At 63.5% G+C, this 17,724-nt stretch carries 16 protein-coding genes; 6 read left to right on the forward strand and 10 right to left on the reverse strand.

Features of this window, described 5'->3' with window-relative positions; translation table 11 throughout:
- Positions 1-11: 11 nt before the first annotated feature.
- From ACO550_RS30460 to argG, 3 genes are all read right to left on the reverse strand, one after another.
- Positions 12-3,032, reverse strand: coding sequence for a transglycosylase domain-containing protein (locus ACO550_RS30460; protein ID WP_485995064.1), 3,021 nt, complete (start codon positions 3,030-3,032; stop codon positions 12-14).
- A 226-nt stretch (positions 3,033-3,258) separates the two neighbouring features.
- Complete coding sequence (locus tag ACO550_RS30465) at positions 3,259-4,278, reverse strand: aldo/keto reductase (protein ID WP_315596292.1); 1,020 nt, start codon at positions 4,276-4,278, stop codon at positions 3,259-3,261.
- A gap of 148 nt (positions 4,279-4,426) precedes the next feature.
- A complete protein-coding gene (argG, locus tag ACO550_RS30470; protein WP_315596291.1) occupies positions 4,427-5,752 on the reverse strand; it encodes an argininosuccinate synthase in 1,326 nt (441 codons plus the stop codon).
- A gap of 254 nt (positions 5,753-6,006) precedes the next feature.
- Here argG and ACO550_RS30475 point away from each other — a divergent pair, with 254 nt between their 5' ends.
- From ACO550_RS30475 to ACO550_RS30485, 3 genes are all read left to right on the forward strand, one after another.
- Positions 6,007-6,441 (forward strand): VOC family protein, encoded by a 435-nt coding sequence (locus tag ACO550_RS30475; protein WP_315596290.1) that lies wholly within the window; start codon positions 6,007-6,009, stop codon positions 6,439-6,441.
- Positions 6,442-6,519: 78 nt separating this feature from the next.
- Positions 6,520-6,723 carry a SlyX family protein gene (locus ACO550_RS30480; protein ID WP_315596289.1) on the forward strand — a complete coding sequence of 68 codons (204 nt, stop codon included), beginning with the start codon at positions 6,520-6,522 and terminating at the stop codon, positions 6,721-6,723.
- A gap of 144 nt (positions 6,724-6,867) precedes the next feature.
- A complete protein-coding gene (locus ACO550_RS30485) occupies positions 6,868-7,413 on the forward strand; it encodes a DUF1439 domain-containing protein (protein ID WP_315596297.1) in 546 nt (181 codons plus the stop codon).
- Here ACO550_RS30485 and ACO550_RS30490 read toward each other — a convergent pair.
- Complete coding sequence (locus ACO550_RS30490; RefSeq protein ID WP_315596288.1) at positions 7,410-8,255, reverse strand: NAD-dependent protein deacetylase; 846 nt, start codon at positions 8,253-8,255, stop codon at positions 7,410-7,412. The two genes, ACO550_RS30485 and ACO550_RS30490, sit on opposite strands and share 4 nt — an antisense overlap.
- Positions 8,252-8,449, reverse strand: a complete 198-nt coding sequence (locus ACO550_RS30495) for an oxidoreductase-like domain-containing protein (RefSeq protein ID WP_315596287.1) — start codon at positions 8,447-8,449, stop codon at positions 8,252-8,254. The genes ACO550_RS30490 and ACO550_RS30495 overlap by 4 nt, the downstream gene beginning before the upstream one ends.
- A 208-nt stretch (positions 8,450-8,657) precedes the next feature.
- Between ACO550_RS30495 and ACO550_RS30500 the strand changes: the two genes are divergently transcribed.
- Together ACO550_RS30500 and ACO550_RS30505 are read left to right on the forward strand one after the other, a co-directional pair.
- Positions 8,658-10,991, forward strand: a complete 2,334-nt coding sequence (locus ACO550_RS30500; protein ID WP_315596286.1) for a patatin-like phospholipase family protein — start codon at positions 8,658-8,660, stop codon at positions 10,989-10,991.
- 240 nt (positions 10,992-11,231) lie between these two features.
- Complete coding sequence (locus ACO550_RS30505) at positions 11,232-12,080, forward strand: IclR family transcriptional regulator domain-containing protein (RefSeq protein ID WP_315596285.1); 849 nt, start codon at positions 11,232-11,234, stop codon at positions 12,078-12,080.
- A 20-nt stretch (positions 12,081-12,100) separates the two neighbouring features.
- Here the strand turns inward: ACO550_RS30505 and ACO550_RS30510 are convergent, their stop codons facing one another.
- Both ACO550_RS30510 and ACO550_RS30515 read right to left on the reverse strand, forming a co-directional pair.
- Positions 12,101-12,895, reverse strand: coding sequence for a flagellar regulator YcgR PilZN domain-containing protein (locus ACO550_RS30510; RefSeq protein WP_315596284.1), 795 nt, complete (start codon positions 12,893-12,895; stop codon positions 12,101-12,103).
- Positions 12,896-13,138: 243 nt separating this feature from the next.
- Positions 13,139-14,011 carry a LysR substrate-binding domain-containing protein gene (locus tag ACO550_RS30515; protein ID WP_315596296.1) on the reverse strand — a complete coding sequence of 291 codons (873 nt, stop codon included), beginning with the start codon at positions 14,009-14,011 and terminating at the stop codon, positions 13,139-13,141.
- A gap of 137 nt (positions 14,012-14,148) precedes the next feature.
- Between ACO550_RS30515 and ACO550_RS30520 the strand changes: the two genes are divergently transcribed.
- Entirely contained in the window at positions 14,149-14,772 is a 624-nt protein-coding gene (locus ACO550_RS30520) for a LysE family translocator (RefSeq protein WP_315596283.1), read from the forward strand.
- A gap of 200 nt (positions 14,773-14,972) precedes the next feature.
- On the opposite strand, the gene thpR is transcribed toward ACO550_RS30520, so the two are convergent.
- The 3 genes from thpR to ACO550_RS30535 are packed head-to-tail and all read right to left on the reverse strand — an operon-like array spanning position 14,973 to position 17,585.
- Positions 14,973-15,518, reverse strand: a complete 546-nt coding sequence (thpR, locus tag ACO550_RS30525) for an RNA 2',3'-cyclic phosphodiesterase (protein ID WP_315596282.1) — start codon at positions 15,516-15,518, stop codon at positions 14,973-14,975.
- A 10-nt stretch (positions 15,519-15,528) separates the two neighbouring features.
- Complete coding sequence (locus ACO550_RS30530; protein WP_315596281.1) at positions 15,529-16,074, reverse strand: methylated-DNA--[protein]-cysteine S-methyltransferase; 546 nt, start codon at positions 16,072-16,074, stop codon at positions 15,529-15,531.
- Positions 16,071-17,585, reverse strand: coding sequence for an AlkA N-terminal domain-containing protein (locus tag ACO550_RS30535; RefSeq protein ID WP_315596280.1), 1,515 nt, complete (start codon positions 17,583-17,585; stop codon positions 16,071-16,073). The genes ACO550_RS30530 and ACO550_RS30535 overlap by 4 nt, the downstream gene beginning before the upstream one ends.
- Positions 17,586-17,724: the final 139 nt, after the last annotated feature.

Here is a 17,724-nt window from a genome sequence, read left to right on the forward strand (position 1 = left end):
CGCATTACACACTAGCGCTGGCAGCGAAGCAGCGTCGCATCGCTGCCTGGCGCCGCCATGGCCGTGATCTGCGGCGCCAGCGTGCGCAGCACGCGCACGGCCAGTGCGCTCGTGAACGAGTAGCGCGCGGCGTACGGCTCGCGTACATGCAGCGTGACCGTGCCGAAGTACCGATCTCCCACCAGGAACACGAACGTGGCCGAGCGGTTCACAGTACGCGACGCGATCACGCGTCCGCCCGCGCCATAGGTCTGGAACACCTGGTCGCCCGTGCCGGTCTTGCCGGCGACCTGTAGCGGTGCACCTTGCGCCTGGCCCTTGCGGTTCAGCGGCACGAACGCGCCGTTGATCGACTTGGCCGTGCCGCGCTGCACCACATCGAGCATCGACTGGCGCACCAGCACGGAAATTTCGGGAGCAATCAGCGGTTTGCCGGGCTGCGGCTGCAGGCCGTAGGTCGTGGCGTACGGCGTGTCCGCTGCAAACGCAAATGCCCGCACCGTGGCCGGCTGCGCGTCGACCCCATTGTTCAGGATGATGCCGGCCAGCTCAGCCAGCGCCGACGGCCGATCGCCAGAGGCCCCGATCGCCGTGGCGTACGAAGGCGTCAGTGAATCGAACGGATAGCCAACCCGTTGCCACCGTTTGGCAATCTTCTCGAACGCCTCGCGTTCCAGCAGCGTGCGGATACGGCCATCCTGTCCCAGCTTGCTGCGCGTCTTGAACAGCCAGGCGTAGACGGTTTGCCGGTCAGGACCGCTGGCGTGGAGGATTTCCTTCAGCGGCGCATCGGGATGGGTATCGAGATATTCGACCATCCACAGTTCCAGCGGATGGATCCGCGACAGGTAGCCACGATCGTTGAGGTTGAATTTGTCGTGGCCGTACTTCACGAACAGCTTCTGCAGGTCTTCATCGTCGAGCTTCTGCTTCGGCATCCATTGGCGCAGCGTGCTGGCGAAGGTGTCGTAGTCGATATTCGGACGCACGCTGAGCAGGGTCACCGACAGGCGCACCGCCGCCAGATGCGGCGTCGGTTGCTTGACACGGCCCAGTAGCACCTTGAGCCGCTCATCATTGCTCTTGCCGCGATAGCGCTGCCAGAAATTCAGCATGAACGCGCTGCCTTCCTCATCGGCAAACCGTTCCAGGTAGGCCCGGCGTCCCGGATCGTAGCGGTCCTCGATCAGCGATGCTGCCTCCGGGTGCGCCTGGAATACCTCGTAGCGCACGATGTCGCGCATCATGCGGATGAACACCAGGTTGACCGAATGCTGGAAGCCCACGCGCACGGTCATCTGCCGCTCGCCTTCCCATTTCTCAAAGTTTGTGAAGCTCTGCATGCCGCCGCCGGTATAGAACGCCTCGCCGGGGTTGCCGGAATATTTCCGCTCCATCGCGGCGTCCAGCATCGCGGCGCGCTCACGGTCGGCGGGCTTGGCCTTGATCAGGTAGTCCACCGCCCAGCGCGTCAGCAAATCCTGCCGTGGCACCTTCAACGCAGTCAGCTCTGCCTGACTCATGCCGGCGTAGCGGTCATGCAGTTCGTTGACGACTTCCAGATACGTGACCAGCGTGCGCAGCTTGGCGGTGGACCCAAGATTGAGGCGGGCCCCGGCATTGATATCGAATGGCTGGTCGACGTTGTCGGCCTGCACGCGTACCACGGCGGCATTCCCCACGCGTTCGAACAGCGTGAAACTGGCTACCAGCTTCGACGGATCGTCGCTCTCCTTGAGCAGATTCTTGCCGTATAGGCCCATGTCGTGCGCGTCGGTCTTGTTGCCGATACGCAGTAGTGTCTCGGTCGCCTTGCGTTGCGCTTCGCGATTGATCGTACTGTCGACGGTCAGGTCGAGCCGGTCCAGATCGTAGCGGCTGTCGATGCCGATCATGTGCTGCACGTCGTTGCGCACCTGGTTCACCGCCTTGCGTGTGACCCACGGCTCGGGCACCGGACGTGGCGGCGGCGCGGACTTGTCCAGCGATTGCGTCAGCGCGGCGTCGCGCAACTCGGGCGTAATGGCGTTGGCGGCTGCCAGCAGGCGCAGGTAGCTGCCCGTCAGCGCGTCCAGGTTGGTGTCATCGCGACGCAGGTGGTAGGACGGACGGCGCTGCGAGATGATCAACGACAGCGCCCGCTTGTATGCCTGTGCCTCGCGCGCCGTGGGCTTGCGCACATCCATCTCGCGCAGCAGCGTGTTGACCTCGGTGAAATCTTCGCCGTACCAGACAAACAGCGCATCGCCGATGCCGTTCACTTCGCCATGAACGGCGCGTGCCGACAGCGGCACCGTGTTCAGGTAGTCGACCACGATGTTTTCACGCGCACGCTGCGTATCGGGCCCGTCGCGATACGCACGCAGCGAGGCCGAGGTCATCTGCCGGAACTTGTCCGGAATCGACTGCGTCTTGCCCTCGGGCGAATGGCGATACTTCTCGATCTGGGTGGCCAGCGTGCTACCGCCCGGCCGCTCGTGGTGGCGGTCGACAATCCTGATGCCCTGGTCAAGCACCGCGCGCGAAAGCCGGCGCCAGTCCACGGCCGGATTCATGTTCGGATACTCGGGGTTCAGCAGGGTCTGGTTCTCGACATACAGCAGCGATGACACCAGCACCTTGGGGATGGCCTCGAAATTGTCATACTGACGCTGCGGATAGCGATCGAATGACATCGTCAGCGCATTGCAGTCGCGGATCAGCAGCCCCGCCTGGTTCTTCTCGCGGTAGGGCGGGAAGATGCCCTGGTCCATCAGCCGCACCATGTCGAACGACATGCGCGACTGCGAAGTTGTCACAAAGCCGAGTTTATGTAGCCGCTCGCCGAAATCGCCCAGGCGCTCATAGCCGAGACGTTCATCGTAAGGACCGGAATGCGGATAGCGGATGCTGTCGCTGGGGCCTGCCTCGACTTCATAGGTCAATGACTTGCCCAGGCGACTCATGTATCGAGCCTGCCATTGGGATGTGCGGGCCTCGTTCGCAACGAGGCTGACAACGATGTAGGCGCCGCCGCATACGGCGACCGCCATCCCAGTGAGAATCCAGCCACGACGTGACACGATTTGCATCCGGTTGCGCCGGGCCCGCCGTTTCGGCGGGCGTCGCCGGCTCAATGCCCACGCCGGATAGCCATCATCCGATGGCCACCGCATGCATTCATATTACGCGTATCGGCTGCGGAATGTGCGACGGAAGTTGGCTGTCGCACGTATTGAAACGCTGCCCGTGCGTGGCACGCAACAGGCAGCTTGTGCATCACACCACCGGACGTCCACCGAACGGATAGCCCGGATCGTTATAGCCATGCGTGGACGCATGACCACGCGGCACGAGGTCGTCAACCATGGCTTCTTCCTGTGCCGAAATCGCTGCGCCGACCGCACCAAAATAGTCCTCGAACTGTGCCAGCGTGCGCGGTCCGGCAATCACCGAACTGATGATCGGATTGGCGAGTACCCAGGCCGTGGCAAACTGGCCCGCCGTCAGGCCACGGCTTTCCGCGTGCGCCTTGAGCGTCTGCGCGATGACCAGCGATTCTTCGCGGAATTCCGTTTCCATCATGCGCTTGTCGGCACGCCCCGCGCGCGAACCTGCGTCAGGCGCCTGCCCCGGCAGGTACTTGCCGGTCAGTACGCCGCGCGCGATGGGACTGTAGGGCACCACGCCCAGCCCGAAATGCTGGCAAGCCGGCAGGATTTCCACTTCCGGCATGCGATTCAGCAGGTTGTAGTACGGCTGGCAGGCCACCGGGCGCGGCACGCCAAGTTTGTCGCAAAGCGCTGCGATCTCGGCGATACGCCAGCCACGAAAATTTGATACGGCCCAATAGCGGATCTTGCCCGCACGGATCAGGTCGCCCATCGCACGCACGGGCTCTTCCAGATTCGCGCCGGCAAAGTCGCGATGCAGGTAGAGCACGTCGACATAGTCCGTAGCCAGCCGACGCAGGCTTTGTTCCACCTCGTGCATGATCCAGGTGCGCGAGTAGTTCTGCTGGTTCGGACCCTTGCCCATCGCATTGCCAAGCTTGGTGGCCAGCACCCACTCATGCCGCTGACCTTGCAGCAGGCGGCCCACCATTTCTTCCGAAGCACCCTTGGTGTAGACATCGGCCGTATCGATGAAGTTGACACCGTGCGCGCGGGCGCTGGCAACGATACGTCCGGCTTCGGCCTCGTCGGTCTGGTCCCCGAACATCATCGTGCCGAGGCACAGGGCAGACACATTCAGGTTGCTGGCGCCGAGGCGGCGGAACTGCATGGTGAAATCTGGCATGGCGTAAGTCCCCGATGGACGAAAGATAAATGGTGCAGGAACGACAAACGGCATTGTGCCGCGTTGCGCCATAGCTTGCAGGCGACGCAGGCGGGCAAAAAAAAACGGCACGAATGCTCGTGCCGTTTTTCAGCGAAACAACCTGCGCTCAGTCTTCGAGCTTGGGCAGCGCGGCGCTGGTTTGCGTCGACAGCAGGCCAGACTTGGCGTAAGTCTGCAGCTTTTCGCGGGTATCGATGATGTCCAGCGTGCGCATGGTCAGCTGGCCGATACGGTCCAGCGGCGTGAACATCGACTCGCCCTTTTCCATCGTCAGGCGCTCGGGCTTGTACGTCAGGTTCGGCGAGTTCGTGTTCAGGATCGAGTAGTCGTTGCCGCGGCGCAGTTCGATGGTCACTTCGCCGGTCACGGCGCCTGCCACCCAGCGTTGGGCGGTTTCACGCAGCATGATCGCCTGCGGGTCGAACCAGCGGCCCTGGTACAGCAGGCGGCCGAGGCGGCGACCATTGTCGCGGTACTGCTCGATCGTGTCTTCGTTGTGAATGCCGGAAATCAGTCGCTCGTAGGCGATGAACAGCAGCGCCAGGCCCGGGGCTTCGTAGATGCCACGGCTCTTGGCTTCGATGATACGGTTCTCGATCTGGTCGCTCATGCCCAGGCCATGACGGCCGCCGATGACATTGGCTTCCATGAACAGGTCCACGGCATTGGCGAAGGTCTTGCCGTTCAGCGCCACCGGCTGGCCTTCCTCGAAGCGCACGGTCACTTCCTCGCGCTTCACTTCCACCTCGTCGCGCCAGAACTGCACGCCCATGATCGGCTGGACGATGCGGATACCCGAGTTCAGGTGCTCCAGGTCCTTCGCCTCATGCGTGGCGCCGAGCATGTTCGAATCGGTCGAGTACGCCTTTTCAGCCGACATCTTGTAGTCGTGGCCGCTCTGGCGCATGAACTCGGACATCTCGGCACGGCCACCCAGCTCGTCAATGAACTGCTGGTCCAGCCACGGCTTGTAGATCTGCAGACCCGGGTTGGTCAGCAGGCCGTAGCGGTAGAAGCGCTCGATGTCGTTGCCCTTGAACGTGCTGCCGTCGCCCCAGATGTTGACGCCGTCTTCCTTCATCGCGGCGACCAGCATCGTACCGGTCACGGCACGGCCGATCGGCGTGGTGTTGAAGTACGTGACGCCAGCCGTGGAGATATGGAACGCGCCGCACTGCAGCGCGGCGATACCTTCGGCCACCAGTTGGGCGCGGCAGTCCACCAGGCGGGCGGCTTCGGCACCGTAGGCCAGGGCACGGCGCGGGATCTCGTCGTAGTCCGGCTCGTCCGGCTGGCCCAGGTTCGCGGTGTAGGCGTAGGGAATGGCGCCCTTCTGGCGCATCCAGAGGAGCGCGGCGCTGGTGTCGAGTCCGCCCGAGAAGGCGATTCCGACGCGCTGGCCGGAAGGAATGTGCTGCAGGATGGTAGTCATCGCCAGAAAACCAGGTGAATTTGTCGGCTCTTGGGGCGCCCCCGCATGATCGGATCATGCGGCGAGCCGGTCCGGCGCCCGAAACTCGTAACCGTGAATTGTGACATGGCGCGGCGTCAGCGCCAAACGCGGGGCTGCCGAAAATAAATGTGGACATCGTTCAGGCCGTCGACTAGGCTTTTGTGGACGGCGTACACAAGCGCCGCGCCAGCACACCGCCCGGCCTCTTCCGGGCCCAATCCAAGGAGTTGTCGATGTCTTCGAAAGTCGAGTCGTACCTGTTTTTCGATGGCCGTGCAGAGGAAGCGGCCGAGTTCTACAAGACCGCCGTAGGTGCCAAGGTGGAAGGCCTGATGCGCTTCAAGGATGCTCCGCCCGATGCCGGCCCGGGCTGTGGCCCTGGTGCGGGCAATGCCGAAAAGGTCATGCACATGGCCCTGCGGATCGGTGACACGATCGTCATGGGGTCCGATGGCGAGTGCAAGGGAAATACCGAATTCAAAGGCTTTGCGCTGGCGATCAATGCCGCCGACAGTGCCGAAGTCGACAAGACGATCAGTGCGCTGGCCCAGGGTGGCCAGGTCGTGATGCCGGCCGACAAGACGTTTTTCAGCGAGCGCTTTGGCATGGTGACCGACAAGTTCGGCATTACCTGGATGGTGCTGGTGGAATCCAAACAGGCCGCCTGATCCATCGGCTTCCGGTTGGCCGCCCCATAGCATCGTGCGTGCATCTCGTACAATGCGCGGCCAACCGGAGAATCGCCCATGGAATCCCGCCTGACCGATCTCGAAATCAAGGTCGCCTTCCAGGAGGACCTGATCGAGACGCTGAACCTGACCGTCGCACGCCAGCAGCAACAGCTCGACCTGCTGCAGGCCCAGTTTCGCGCGCTGTACCAGCAGGTGCGCACCAGCGCATCGGCCACGGCCGAATCCAGTCCGCAGCACGAGCTTCCGCCGCACTATTGACGTGCGGATTTCGCCGCAAATGGTATGTTTGAGTCACATATCGGAACGATCGCCCGGCGCGGGGGGTCAGACCGGCTATCGACACCATGGTCCTAGCCCATGCCCCTGACAGCACATTGGACAGCACACAGCGCCCGCCGGCTGATGGCCGCGACGGCATTCGCCGTTTCAGCCATTTCGACCATTGGTATCGCCCACGCCGGCTATAACGTCTGGACCGGTGAATACACGTTCAGCAAGGCCGAACTGCAAAGCGCGGTGGAGCAGCGCTTCCCCACGACATTGCGCTACGGTGAACTGGTCAGCGTGAAGTTGTCGCATCCACGCCTGGTGCTCGATGAAGGCAGCAACCGCGTGATCACGCAGATGGATGCGGCCATGACCAACACGCTCATCCCGTCGCCCCCGATCAACGGCACGATGGCGCTCAACAGCGGCATCCGGTATGACACCACGCGCCGCGCGGTGCTGCTCGACAACCCTACCGTGCAGGATGTACAGGTCCAGGGCATGAGCCAGTATTCGCAACAGCTCAATGCAATCGGCGCGGTGGTGGCCGAGCAGTTGCTCAAGGACTATCCGCTGTACACGTTCAAGCCCGACGAACTCCGTTTCAACGGCAAGGACGTGGAGCCGGGCGCCATTACCGTGGCGCCTGACGGCATACGCGTGCAGGTCAAGCAGCGCTAGGCGGCGGAGATTCCCAGCTGGCCCGCCAGTGCGGCCAGCGTGGGCCCGATCGGTGCTGAAACCTTGAGCGCCAGCAATCCGTCGGCACGCGTGGTGCCAAGGTTGAGCGCGGCAATCGGCAAACCCTTGTCCCTGGCCCACAGGCAGAACCGATAGCCGGAAAACACGGTCAGCGACGAGCCAATCACCAGCAACGCGTCCGACACATCCAATGCCAGGCGTCCCGCGTCCACGCGATCGCGCGGCACCGATTCGCCAAAGAACACCACGTCAGGCTTGAGCACGCCTTCGCAACGCTCGCATACCGGCACCGCAAAGTTGTCGAACAGCGGCGACTCCAGATGGGCATCGCCATCGGCGGCCGGTAACGCCGCGATGTCGCGGAAATCCGGGTTGTGCTGCCATAGCCAGCGTTGCAGGTCCGCACGCGGGTAGCGCGTGGCGCAGGACAGGCAGATCACGTGCCCGATACTGCCATGCAGTTCAATCACGTCACGGCTGCCCGCGCGCTGATGCAGGCCATCGACGTTCTGCGTCACCAGCGCCGCAACGCGTTCGGCCTCACCCAACTGCGCCACTACCCGATGGCTGATATTCGGCAACGCCCCGGCCGCCACCGGCCAGCCCACCATGCTGCGTGCCCAGTAGCGTTGCCGGGCGGCATGGCCGCTCATGAACGCGCTGATCGTCATCGGTGCCGAGCGTTGCCAGCGCCCCTGCTCGTCGCGATAGCCGGGAATGCCGGAGTCCGTGCTGATGCCCGCGCCCGTCAACACGAACAGGCGTGGATGACGCTCGACGAAATCGAGCAGTTCGGCGGCCGGACTCACGGATTCACTCACGAATCGACCTTGACGCGTCCGACCTGGCGCGCTTCCCAGGCCTTCAGTTCCTGGCGATAGCGATCCATCTCGTCGTTATAGAAATCGAACACGCACGGATCGCAACCGCTCTGGCAACACTCGTTGTCGCCAGGCCTGTCGGGCGGCAACGGCTTGGGGTCATTGGAAGCTGGAAATTCGTGATCGGCGGACACGGCAAAGCCTGAAGAATCTGGTACGGCGCCAGTATATGCCGGCCACGCGCGCCCCATGCGGCCAGGGCCTTTGGTCCAATGTGTGCGCGCTCAATCTCTGATATGCAGGAATCCGTGCCCATACTGAATTGTTTCGATGATGCGGTGCCGCGCCTGGCTCTGCTGCTAGTGTTGGGCCAAGCCGGTATGCGGCGGATTGTCTCCAGCCATGCCCACTACCACGCGTGTCATTTCCGTGCTGCAACAGGCCACCGCAATCACGGCGGGGATGCTGGCATGCGTGGTCGCCTGCGGCGCCGAGAAGGGCAGCCAGATCCTGCCGCCACCTAATCCGCCACCGACCGCTCCGCCGGTTCTGGCACCCGCCGATCCGAATACCGTCATCGTAAAACCTTCGCTCCCGCCGCATCCCGACGGCAGGCCCAGGATCTGCCTCGTGCTGTCCGGCGGTGGGGCGCGTGGTGCCGCCCATATCGGCGTCTTGAAGGTGCTCGAGGAACTGCGCGTCCCCGTCGACTGTATCGCCGGAACCAGCATGGGGTCGTTGGTCGGGGGCGCCTATGCCACGGGCATGAGCACCGCCGACATGGAGAAGCTGGTGGGTGGTCTGACCACCGATGCCATCTTCAAGGAACGGCCGCCGCGACAGGATCTGGCGATCCGTCGCAAGATCGATGACCACACGAACCTGGTGACGCCCGAGATTGGCGTGCGATCTGACGGACTCCTGCTGCCCAAGGGCGTGGTTTCCGGCGTGCAACTGGAAACCGTCCTGCGGCAGCTGGCCAACGCGCCGGGCTACCGCGATTTCGACCAGTTACCGATTCCCTACCGTGCCGTGGCCACCGACCTCGTGGCCGGCACACCCGTGGTGTTCAGCGAGGGCGAACTGGCCAACGTCATGCGCGCGAGCATGTCGGTGCCGGGCGCCGTGGCACCCACCGAATACCAGGGCAAACTGCTCGTCGATGGCGGGCTGACCGACAACCTGCCCGTGGACGTGGCGCGCGCAATGGGGGCGGACATCATCATCGCCGTGAATCTCGGCACCCCATTGATGAAACGCGAGGAGCTCACGTCGCTGATCGGGGTCACCGGCCAGATGCTCAATATCCTGACCGAGCAGAACGTACGGACCTCGCTGGCGTCGCTGAAGCCGACTGACATCCTGATCCTGCCCGAGCTGGGCGACTTCTCGGCCGGCGATTTCAATCACCTGCCGAAGACCGTGCCGATCGGCGAGGCCGCGGCGCGGCGCGAAGCCAGTCGCCTGGCAGCGTTGTCGCTGCCGCCGGACCGGTACGAACAACTGCGCGTCGCGCAACGTGCATTGCCGCCGCCGGACCCGCGGCCAGTCGACGAGATCCGTTTCGCGCCGCTGGAGCGCGTGAATTCGGCATTTGCGGCCGCCACGATGGAAACCAGGCCGGGCCAGCCGATCACGCAGGCAACACTCGATCGCGACATGCGCCGGCTGTTCGGCACCGGCGATTTCGAGCACGTGAACTACCGCTTCCTGGAGGAGCCCGGCAAGCGTGTGCTGGGCGTGGACGCCGTGGAGAAGTCCTACGGGCCGAACTACCTGCGCTTTGGGCTGGGCCTCAGTTCGGACTTCCGCGGCAACGCATATTTCAACCTGCTGGCCAGCTACCGCCGGACGTGGCTTAATTCGCTCGGCGCCGAATGGCGCAACGATGTACAGGCAGGACAAACTTCGAGCCTGATCAGCGAGTTCTACCAGCCGCTCGATACGCGCCAGCTATTCTTCGTGGCGCCGCGCATCGAACTGGAACGGCGCCCGGTCAATGTTTACAGCGGTGAGAACAAGATCGCCGAGTACGATCTGCGCCGTACCGATTTTGCCTTCGACGTTGGCAGCCAGTTCACCAAGTATGGCGAGGCGCGGCTGGGCGTGGTGATCGGCCACCAGAACGTATCGTTGTCCACCGGGCCCGCAACCCTGGCACCTTCGACGACGGGCAGCATAGACCGGCGCGCCATCACAGGGCGCCTGCTGTTCGATCAGCTCGACAGCATCAACTTCCCACGTTTCGGCTATGGCGGAACGCTCACCGTTTTCTCGTCCCAGGCCGGCATGGGTGCCACCAGTACCTATACGAAGGGCGAAGTCGCGGTATCCGGTGCCTATTCGGTCGGCAACCACACGCTTAGCGGCGCCATCCGCGCGGGCAGCAACCTGGGTGGCCCCGGTTTGCCGCGCTATGACCTGTTCCAGTGGGGTGGCTTCCTGCAACAGTCGGGCTACAGCACCGGGCAGTTGATTGGCGGCAATCTGCAGTTTGCGAGACTGGTCTACTACAACAAGCTCGCCCATCAGACGCTGCTTGACGGCGTCTACGTCGGCGCATCGCTCGAAGCCGGACGGGTAGGCGCTCCGCTGGTGCCCGGAAATCCGACCGGACTGCTGAAATCGGCCTCGGCCTTCCTGGGCGTGGACAGCCCGATCGGGCCGCTGTACCTGGCCTACGGTCGTGCAGCCGGCGGCCAGTATGCGTTCTACCTGTTCCTGGGCAAGCCTTGAGCCGGCCCGCCGCCACCCGGACCATGACTTGCGCTACGCCCAAAACCCCACAAAAGTTGTATTTAATGTCTTAGCGGCGGTGCTTATACTCGGCGCCGTCGAGAGGATTTGCCCTGATCGACAACCCCCTTCCCCGTCGCCGCATTGATCGGCGACATTTTTTTGTCCGGAATTCGGCAATCGTGGGGCAGCGGCGTTAAGATGCGCGATTATCGAACGCCGCATCGCTACCAACGGTCCATGGACGCCCCCAGCCCGATCAGCATCAAGCCCGCGCAAGCCGATACGGTACGCGCCGCGCATCCGCCAGCCGACATTCTCAACAGTTTTGCCGGCGATCCGAATTTCATGCTGTCGCTGGCGCGTGGCCTGACCGTGCTCGAGGCATTTTCGGAACGCAAGCGCCCACTCACGATCTCGCAGGTGGCGCAACGCACGCAGCTGTCGCGGGCGTCGGTGCGACGTTGTCTCTATACGCTGGAACAACTGGGGTATGTCAGCCAGCAGGATGGACACTTTGCGCTGCGGCCGCGTGTCCTGCATCTGGGGCACGCCTATTTCTCGTCCACCTCGCTGGTTTCGCTGGCCCAACCGATCCTGGACACGCTGAGCGCGCGCGTACACGAGACCTCGGCCCTGGCAATCCTGGACGGCATCGACATCCTGTATCTGGTGCGCTCGGAAGTTCAGCGGGTCCTGACCCATGCGCTTGGCATGGGCAGCCGGTTGCCGGCCTATTGCACGTCCACGGGACGCCTGCTGCTGGCACACCAGCCCGATGCCGTGCTGGAAGCCTTCTTCGAGCACGCGGAGCTGCGTCCGCGCACACTGCTGACCAAGGTCTCGCGTCCCGAGCTGGAAACGGCGTTCCAGCGTGCGCGAGAACTGGACTATGTGCTGATCGATGAAGAACTGGAGCCCGGTCTGCGCGCGATTGCCGTACCGGTGCGCTCGCAGGGAGGCGTGGTGGTGGCGGCCATCAGCGTAAGCGTGAAGGCCAACAAGGTTTCAGAGTCCGAAATGATCGCGCGGCTGCTCAACCCCATGCGCGAGGCGGCAGCCGCGATCGGCAAACTGGTGGGAAGCTGACAGCAAGCAAGCCCCGGGGCTCAACCCCGGTGCGCCAGCTCCAGCTGGAACACCAGTCGCTGCAGGAAATTTTCCATACGTCCGTCCGGGTTCAGGAAGGCGCAGCCGTAGTGGTGAACGGTATTGTCGTCAAAGCCCACCAGCCAGTGGCCCACCACCTGCATGTCCAGCTCCAGGCGACCAAGCTCGCCAAAATCGAGCCGGCACCGCTTGATCACGGTACCCACGGGAAGCTGGTCAGCGCCCACCGCACGCGAACGCAAGCCTACGCCCGACAATGACAGGTCGGCGATATCAAGCTGGAGCACGGTCTTGTCGGTGGAATCCGGCAGCTGGACTTCGCAGCGATATCCCTTGGTCAGCAGCGTGCGCGCGCGGAAATGCCGGCGACGCTGGAAGTGATAGAGCTTCGAGGGAAAGTCGGCGATAAACGCGGGACCGCCTTCGAAGCGCGTGGCGCCCGGGGTGCCCACCACAAAATTCACCGGCACGCCGCGCAGCAGACCCGAAAACGCGTTCTGGTCCGAGGCCATCAGCGCCTGACGCTCGCCATCGGCGCGGCACCAGTCGAAGATGAACGTCTTGTTGGCCGGATCGACGTGCAGGATCGACGTCACGATCTCCGAACCGCCCTTCGAGCGCACGTTGAGCAGACACTTCTGCCATGCCATGTCGCGCAGCACGGTACCGATCTGGGAACTGTGTGTCAGCCGGTAGCGTTCATCCGACTGAACCACATCCTGCTCGTCGGACTCACCCTCTGCCTGGGACAAGTACTGGGCTGCCTGCGGCCCGCGGGGATCTTGAAGACTCATGGAAATACGCTACTTCTAAAGGTGGTTGCACCGCGATGCGCCCTGGGGCAGGCGACGCAATGGTCTGGAATCGGGCGGCGGCCAGCGCCGCATGGTAAGCGCGCCATCAAGGCGGCGCAAGCATATGCCATGGCCTTCGGCAAAATACGACGTAACTTTAGCGACCAACTTCGGTGGGGTAGCTTCCGCTACGCTTTCGGCAAAGAAAACACCCTACACATTGCACTACGTGCACTACGAGCATTAAGCAACTGGCGATCCGATTTCACTGCGCAGCCAGTCTAGCAATGCTCGCTTGCGCCCGTCATGGACAAACGGAACCGGCGAGATCAGGTGATACGCCGAGCCGTCGGCCACAAAGCCCAACGGCGCCGCGAGACGTCCGTCGGCAAGTTCGTCGGCAACCATCAGCGCCGATGCCATGGCCCATCCCAGGCCAGCGGCGGCGGCCTGCACGCTCAGGTAGAAGTGTTCGTACCAGGCCTCGTTCGACGGTTCCGGCGCAGAGCCAGCCAACGCAACCCCGGCGCTGCTCGCCCACCGTTGCCAGGCATCTGGCCGGGTACGCGTATGCAGGCGAACCATGCGCCCAGGATCGGTCACGGCCTGATCGGGCCTGCAAACCGGCCCGACCCGCTCCGGCGCCAGTTCCCGCGTGTGCCAGCGCGGATCAAATGCAAAGTCGTTTCGCCGCAGCGCAACATCGATACCGCTCGACTGGAAATCAACCGGACCACCCGCCGCCATCAGATGTAGAGGGATGTCCGGATGGGCTGCCGTAAAGCGTCCCAGCCGAGGAATCAGCCAGCGCATGGCGATAGTCGGCTCGCAGGACAGTACCAGGGCCGCTTGCGGTGCCGGTGCGCGAATTTTCTCAACCGTCGCGGCCAGCAGGTCCATCGACTGGCTGGCCGCGGCATGCAGGGCACGGCCGGCCTCCGTCAGGAAGACCGCACGATTGCGCCGCTCGAACAGGGGCACGCCCAATGCATCCTCGAGTTGCCGGATCTGGCGGCTGATCGCGCCATGCGTGAGGTGCAGTTCTTCGGCCGCCCTGGCGAAGTTTTGATGGCGCGCGGCCGCCTCGAAAAAGCGGATCCAGCCAAGCCAATGCATCGAAGCCATGCCAATCAGTCAGTTTTTCTCACGTAATCCGGCAAGTATATATCGCTTTCCGTACCCATTTCTGCGAGCCAGAATGGGCATGCCAATGGCCTGACGGCCATGCTTTCATTGACGAAAACTGACAGAAAATGACCCCGTTCGCCGAACTGCTGGCCGTCGCCACGATCACCATCCTTGCCGTTATCAGCCCAGGGCCGGATTTCGCCATGGTCACGCGTAACAGCTACCTGTTCGGCCGCCGTACCGGCTTGCTCTGCGCGCTGGGCATTGCGCTGGGCGTGCAGGTGCACGTGGCCTACACGATGTTCGGCGTATCGCTGTTGATCGCCCATGCGCACGGCCTGCTGACGGTCATCAAGTTGCTGGGCGCGGCCTATCTGGTGTGGATCGGCTACCAGACGCTGCGCAACCGCTCGACGCTGACCGTCGACACGTCGGCGGCACCAGCAATCTCGGGAGCCGCCGCCCTGCGCATGGGATTTCTCACCAACGCGCTGAACCCCAAGACCACGTTGTTCGTGGTCAGCACCTACACGCAGGTGGTCGGCGCCCACACGCCGCTGCCCATGCAGTTCGGGTACGGACTGTTCATGTCGGCCGCGCACTGGGCCTGGTTCAGCATCGTCGCGTGGTGCTTCGGTTCGACGGCACTGCGCACGGCAATGCTGCGCCGGCAACGCTTGCTGGACCGGCTGATCGGCTCGACGTTATGCGGGCTGGGGGTGGCGCTCGGACTCAGCAATTTGGGGTGAGACGGGGTGGGCGGCTGGGCTGAGATCGAGATGGAAAAAACGAAAGCCCGCATCGATTGCTCGAAGCGGGCCTCGTATGGTGGGCACCTAGGCATGATGCCAGATGCGTTGAAGCGGATATTAATCTGAAACTGTCCAGGCGCAAGTCCGCGGCTCTACTAACTTGCGATGCCATGACTTGCATCAGCAGACTATAGAAATCAGTGGCACAGGTAGATTTCCCGCGCCACATGCTTCGCCCCCTCCGCATGGAGAAAACTCTCAAACAATGCAAACCGGTCGATTTGCCACTTTGGCGACGTCAAGGTGCGACAGGACTCGATCCATTCGCGCAATACAGGTTCCGGCACGCGAGGCCGGCAGCGCGCCAGGGTCAGGTGTGGCCAGAACCGGCGATGCTCGGGTGCGATGCCCTCACGTTCGAGCACCTTGCTGATTGCATCGACCAGTGCCAGCAATTGCTGCGAGTCGGCCGAATCGGTTAAGCCGGCCCAGAGAATTGCTCCCTGTCGGCCGCGAAAGCGGCCGACGCCATGTACCTGCAATGACATCGCCGCCATCTCGACCGAGCGCAAGGCCTGCGCGATTCGCGCCGTGGTGGCGTCGTCCTGCTCGCCAAGGAAGCGCAGTGTCAGATGCAACTGCATGGCAGGCGTGGCGCGAATGCCACGATGCGCGGGTAACGTCTGTAACAACCCTTGCGCAAGGGTCGGCGGCGTATCGATGGCGAGGAAAAGCCGGGGCACCGTTTAACGTTCAGGCAAAGGCGAGCGCAGCCTGACTCGATGGGGCACGGCCAGCGGCGCTCGCAGCCGGCAACACACCTTCCAGTGAAAGCAGCGCGCGCTTGCGATCGACACCGCCCGCGTAACCGGTCAAATCGCCCGATGCACCCACGATGCGATGGCACGGCACGATGATCGACAACGGGTTGCGGCCTACCGCGCCGCCCACCGCGCGTGAATGGCTCGGTGGCAGGCCAAGTCCGGCGGCAAGTTGTCCGTAAGTCGAGGTTTCTCCGAAACCGATCTCGCACAACGCCTGCCAGATCCGTTGCTGGAACGCGCTGCCGGCAAACCGGAACGGCACCGTGAAGGCTTGCAGCGTGCCGTCGAAGTAAGCATCGAGTTGCATGGCTGCCTGCGCCATCACGCGCGCATCCGCCGCCGGCATCGGTACCGCGGGTTTGCCTTCGGCGGGATAGTACTTCTGCCCCGAAAAAAACACGCCAGTCATCTCGCCGCGTTCCGCACGCAACAGGATGTCGCCCAACGGGCTGGCAATGATCTGATAGCTGCTCATGCTGCCTGCTCCTCGATATCGTGGTCTGTCGCCTTGGACTCTTCCTTGAGTGCCTCGTAGCGATGCCAGAGATGAATCGCCGCATAGGCGCGCCAAGGCGCCCAGTGCGCGGTCAATGCGTGCATCGCACGCACGGTCTCGACGCCAAGAACCTTGCGCAATGCATAGTCGGTTGCCGGGAACGCATCGGGCCAGCCCAGCGCCCGCATGGCCACGTACTGCGCGGTCCAGTCGCCGATACCGTCGATGGCGCGCAATTGCGCCACGGTGTCGTCGGGTGCGGCATGGGGATCGAGCCGGATCGCGCCCGATGACACCTGCCGTGCCAACGCACGAATCGCGCGGATCTTTGCAGTTGGCAGGCCGGCCGCCTGGTAGTCGGCGTCGGGCAGCGCGGCCAATGCCGGCGCACTGGGAAACGCATGCGTCAGCGAGCCCGCGCCGGGCGGCAGTACGAGTCCCGCCAGCGCCGCCTCCGGCAAGGGATCGCCAGCGATGTTTACCAGCCGCGCGAGAATGCGCCGCGCATGGACTACCGAAATCACTTGTCCGACTATTGCCCGCACCGCGATTTCCAGTCCATCGAACGTGCCAGGCAAACGCATGCCTGGCGTCTGTTCCGCGAGGTCACCCAGATGCGCGTCGACAATGTCTGGCCGGCAACCAAGATCGCAAAGCCTCCGGACCTTGCCCAGCGCCTGTGGAATGACATGCGCGAGCGAACCTGACAGGGTCACCCGAACCACCGTGCGCCTGGCGACATGCTCGAGACGTACCCACCCGAGATGGCGACGCCCATCCACGTCGAGCGCCATCGTGCGGGTGTAGACGTCGCCATGACACACATCAACGCCATCGACGGCCCGCACCCCCAGGAATTCAAGCATCTCCGCCCATGCCAGTGGCGGCCGGTAACCGAGCTCGAACACGAGCCGGTCCGCCATGCCGTCGGCGGCACGACGGCGCATGGCCAGCGGCGTCAGGCCATAACGTTCCTTGAGCACATCATTGAAACGCCGCACGCTGCCAAAGCCGGACGCCAGCGCCACCTCCGTCACCGGTAGCGCGGTGTCGGTCAGCAGTCGCTTGGCGAGCAACAGTTTTTGCGTCTGCGCATACTCATGCACCGACACACCGAAGGCCGCGTCGAACAGGCGCCGCAGGTGACGTTCCGTCACGCCAATGCGCGCGGCCAGTTGCGTCACGCCCGCGCCGACCATGAAACCTTCGTCGATCAGCGTGGCGGCGGCTTGCGCCAGGCGCCCCGAGATATCTGCCAGTCCGTGGCCGGGCGCTAGCTCCGGCCGGCAGCGCAGGCAGGGTCGGAAGCCGTGTTTTTCCGCGGCCGCGGCCGATTCGTAGAACGTGCAGTTCTCACGCTTGGGCGTGCGCACCGCGCAGATCGGCCGGCAATACACGCCCGTCGACGATACGCCTACGAAAAAGCGGCCGTCAAAGCGTCGGTCGTGTGAGGCAACGGCCTTGTAACAGGTGTCGGGATCGAGTTCCATGACATGCATCGTACGCGTTTACGGTGAGGCAGATGCGCTGGAATCGGACATCCTCCTTGATCGGATTTTTCGCCGGTTTACGGCCCGGAATGCTCCAGATTCTTAAAGTGCGGTCGGACGCGTTTCACGGCATGCCGCA

It is taken from the genome of Cupriavidus sp., from assembly GCF_057315035.1.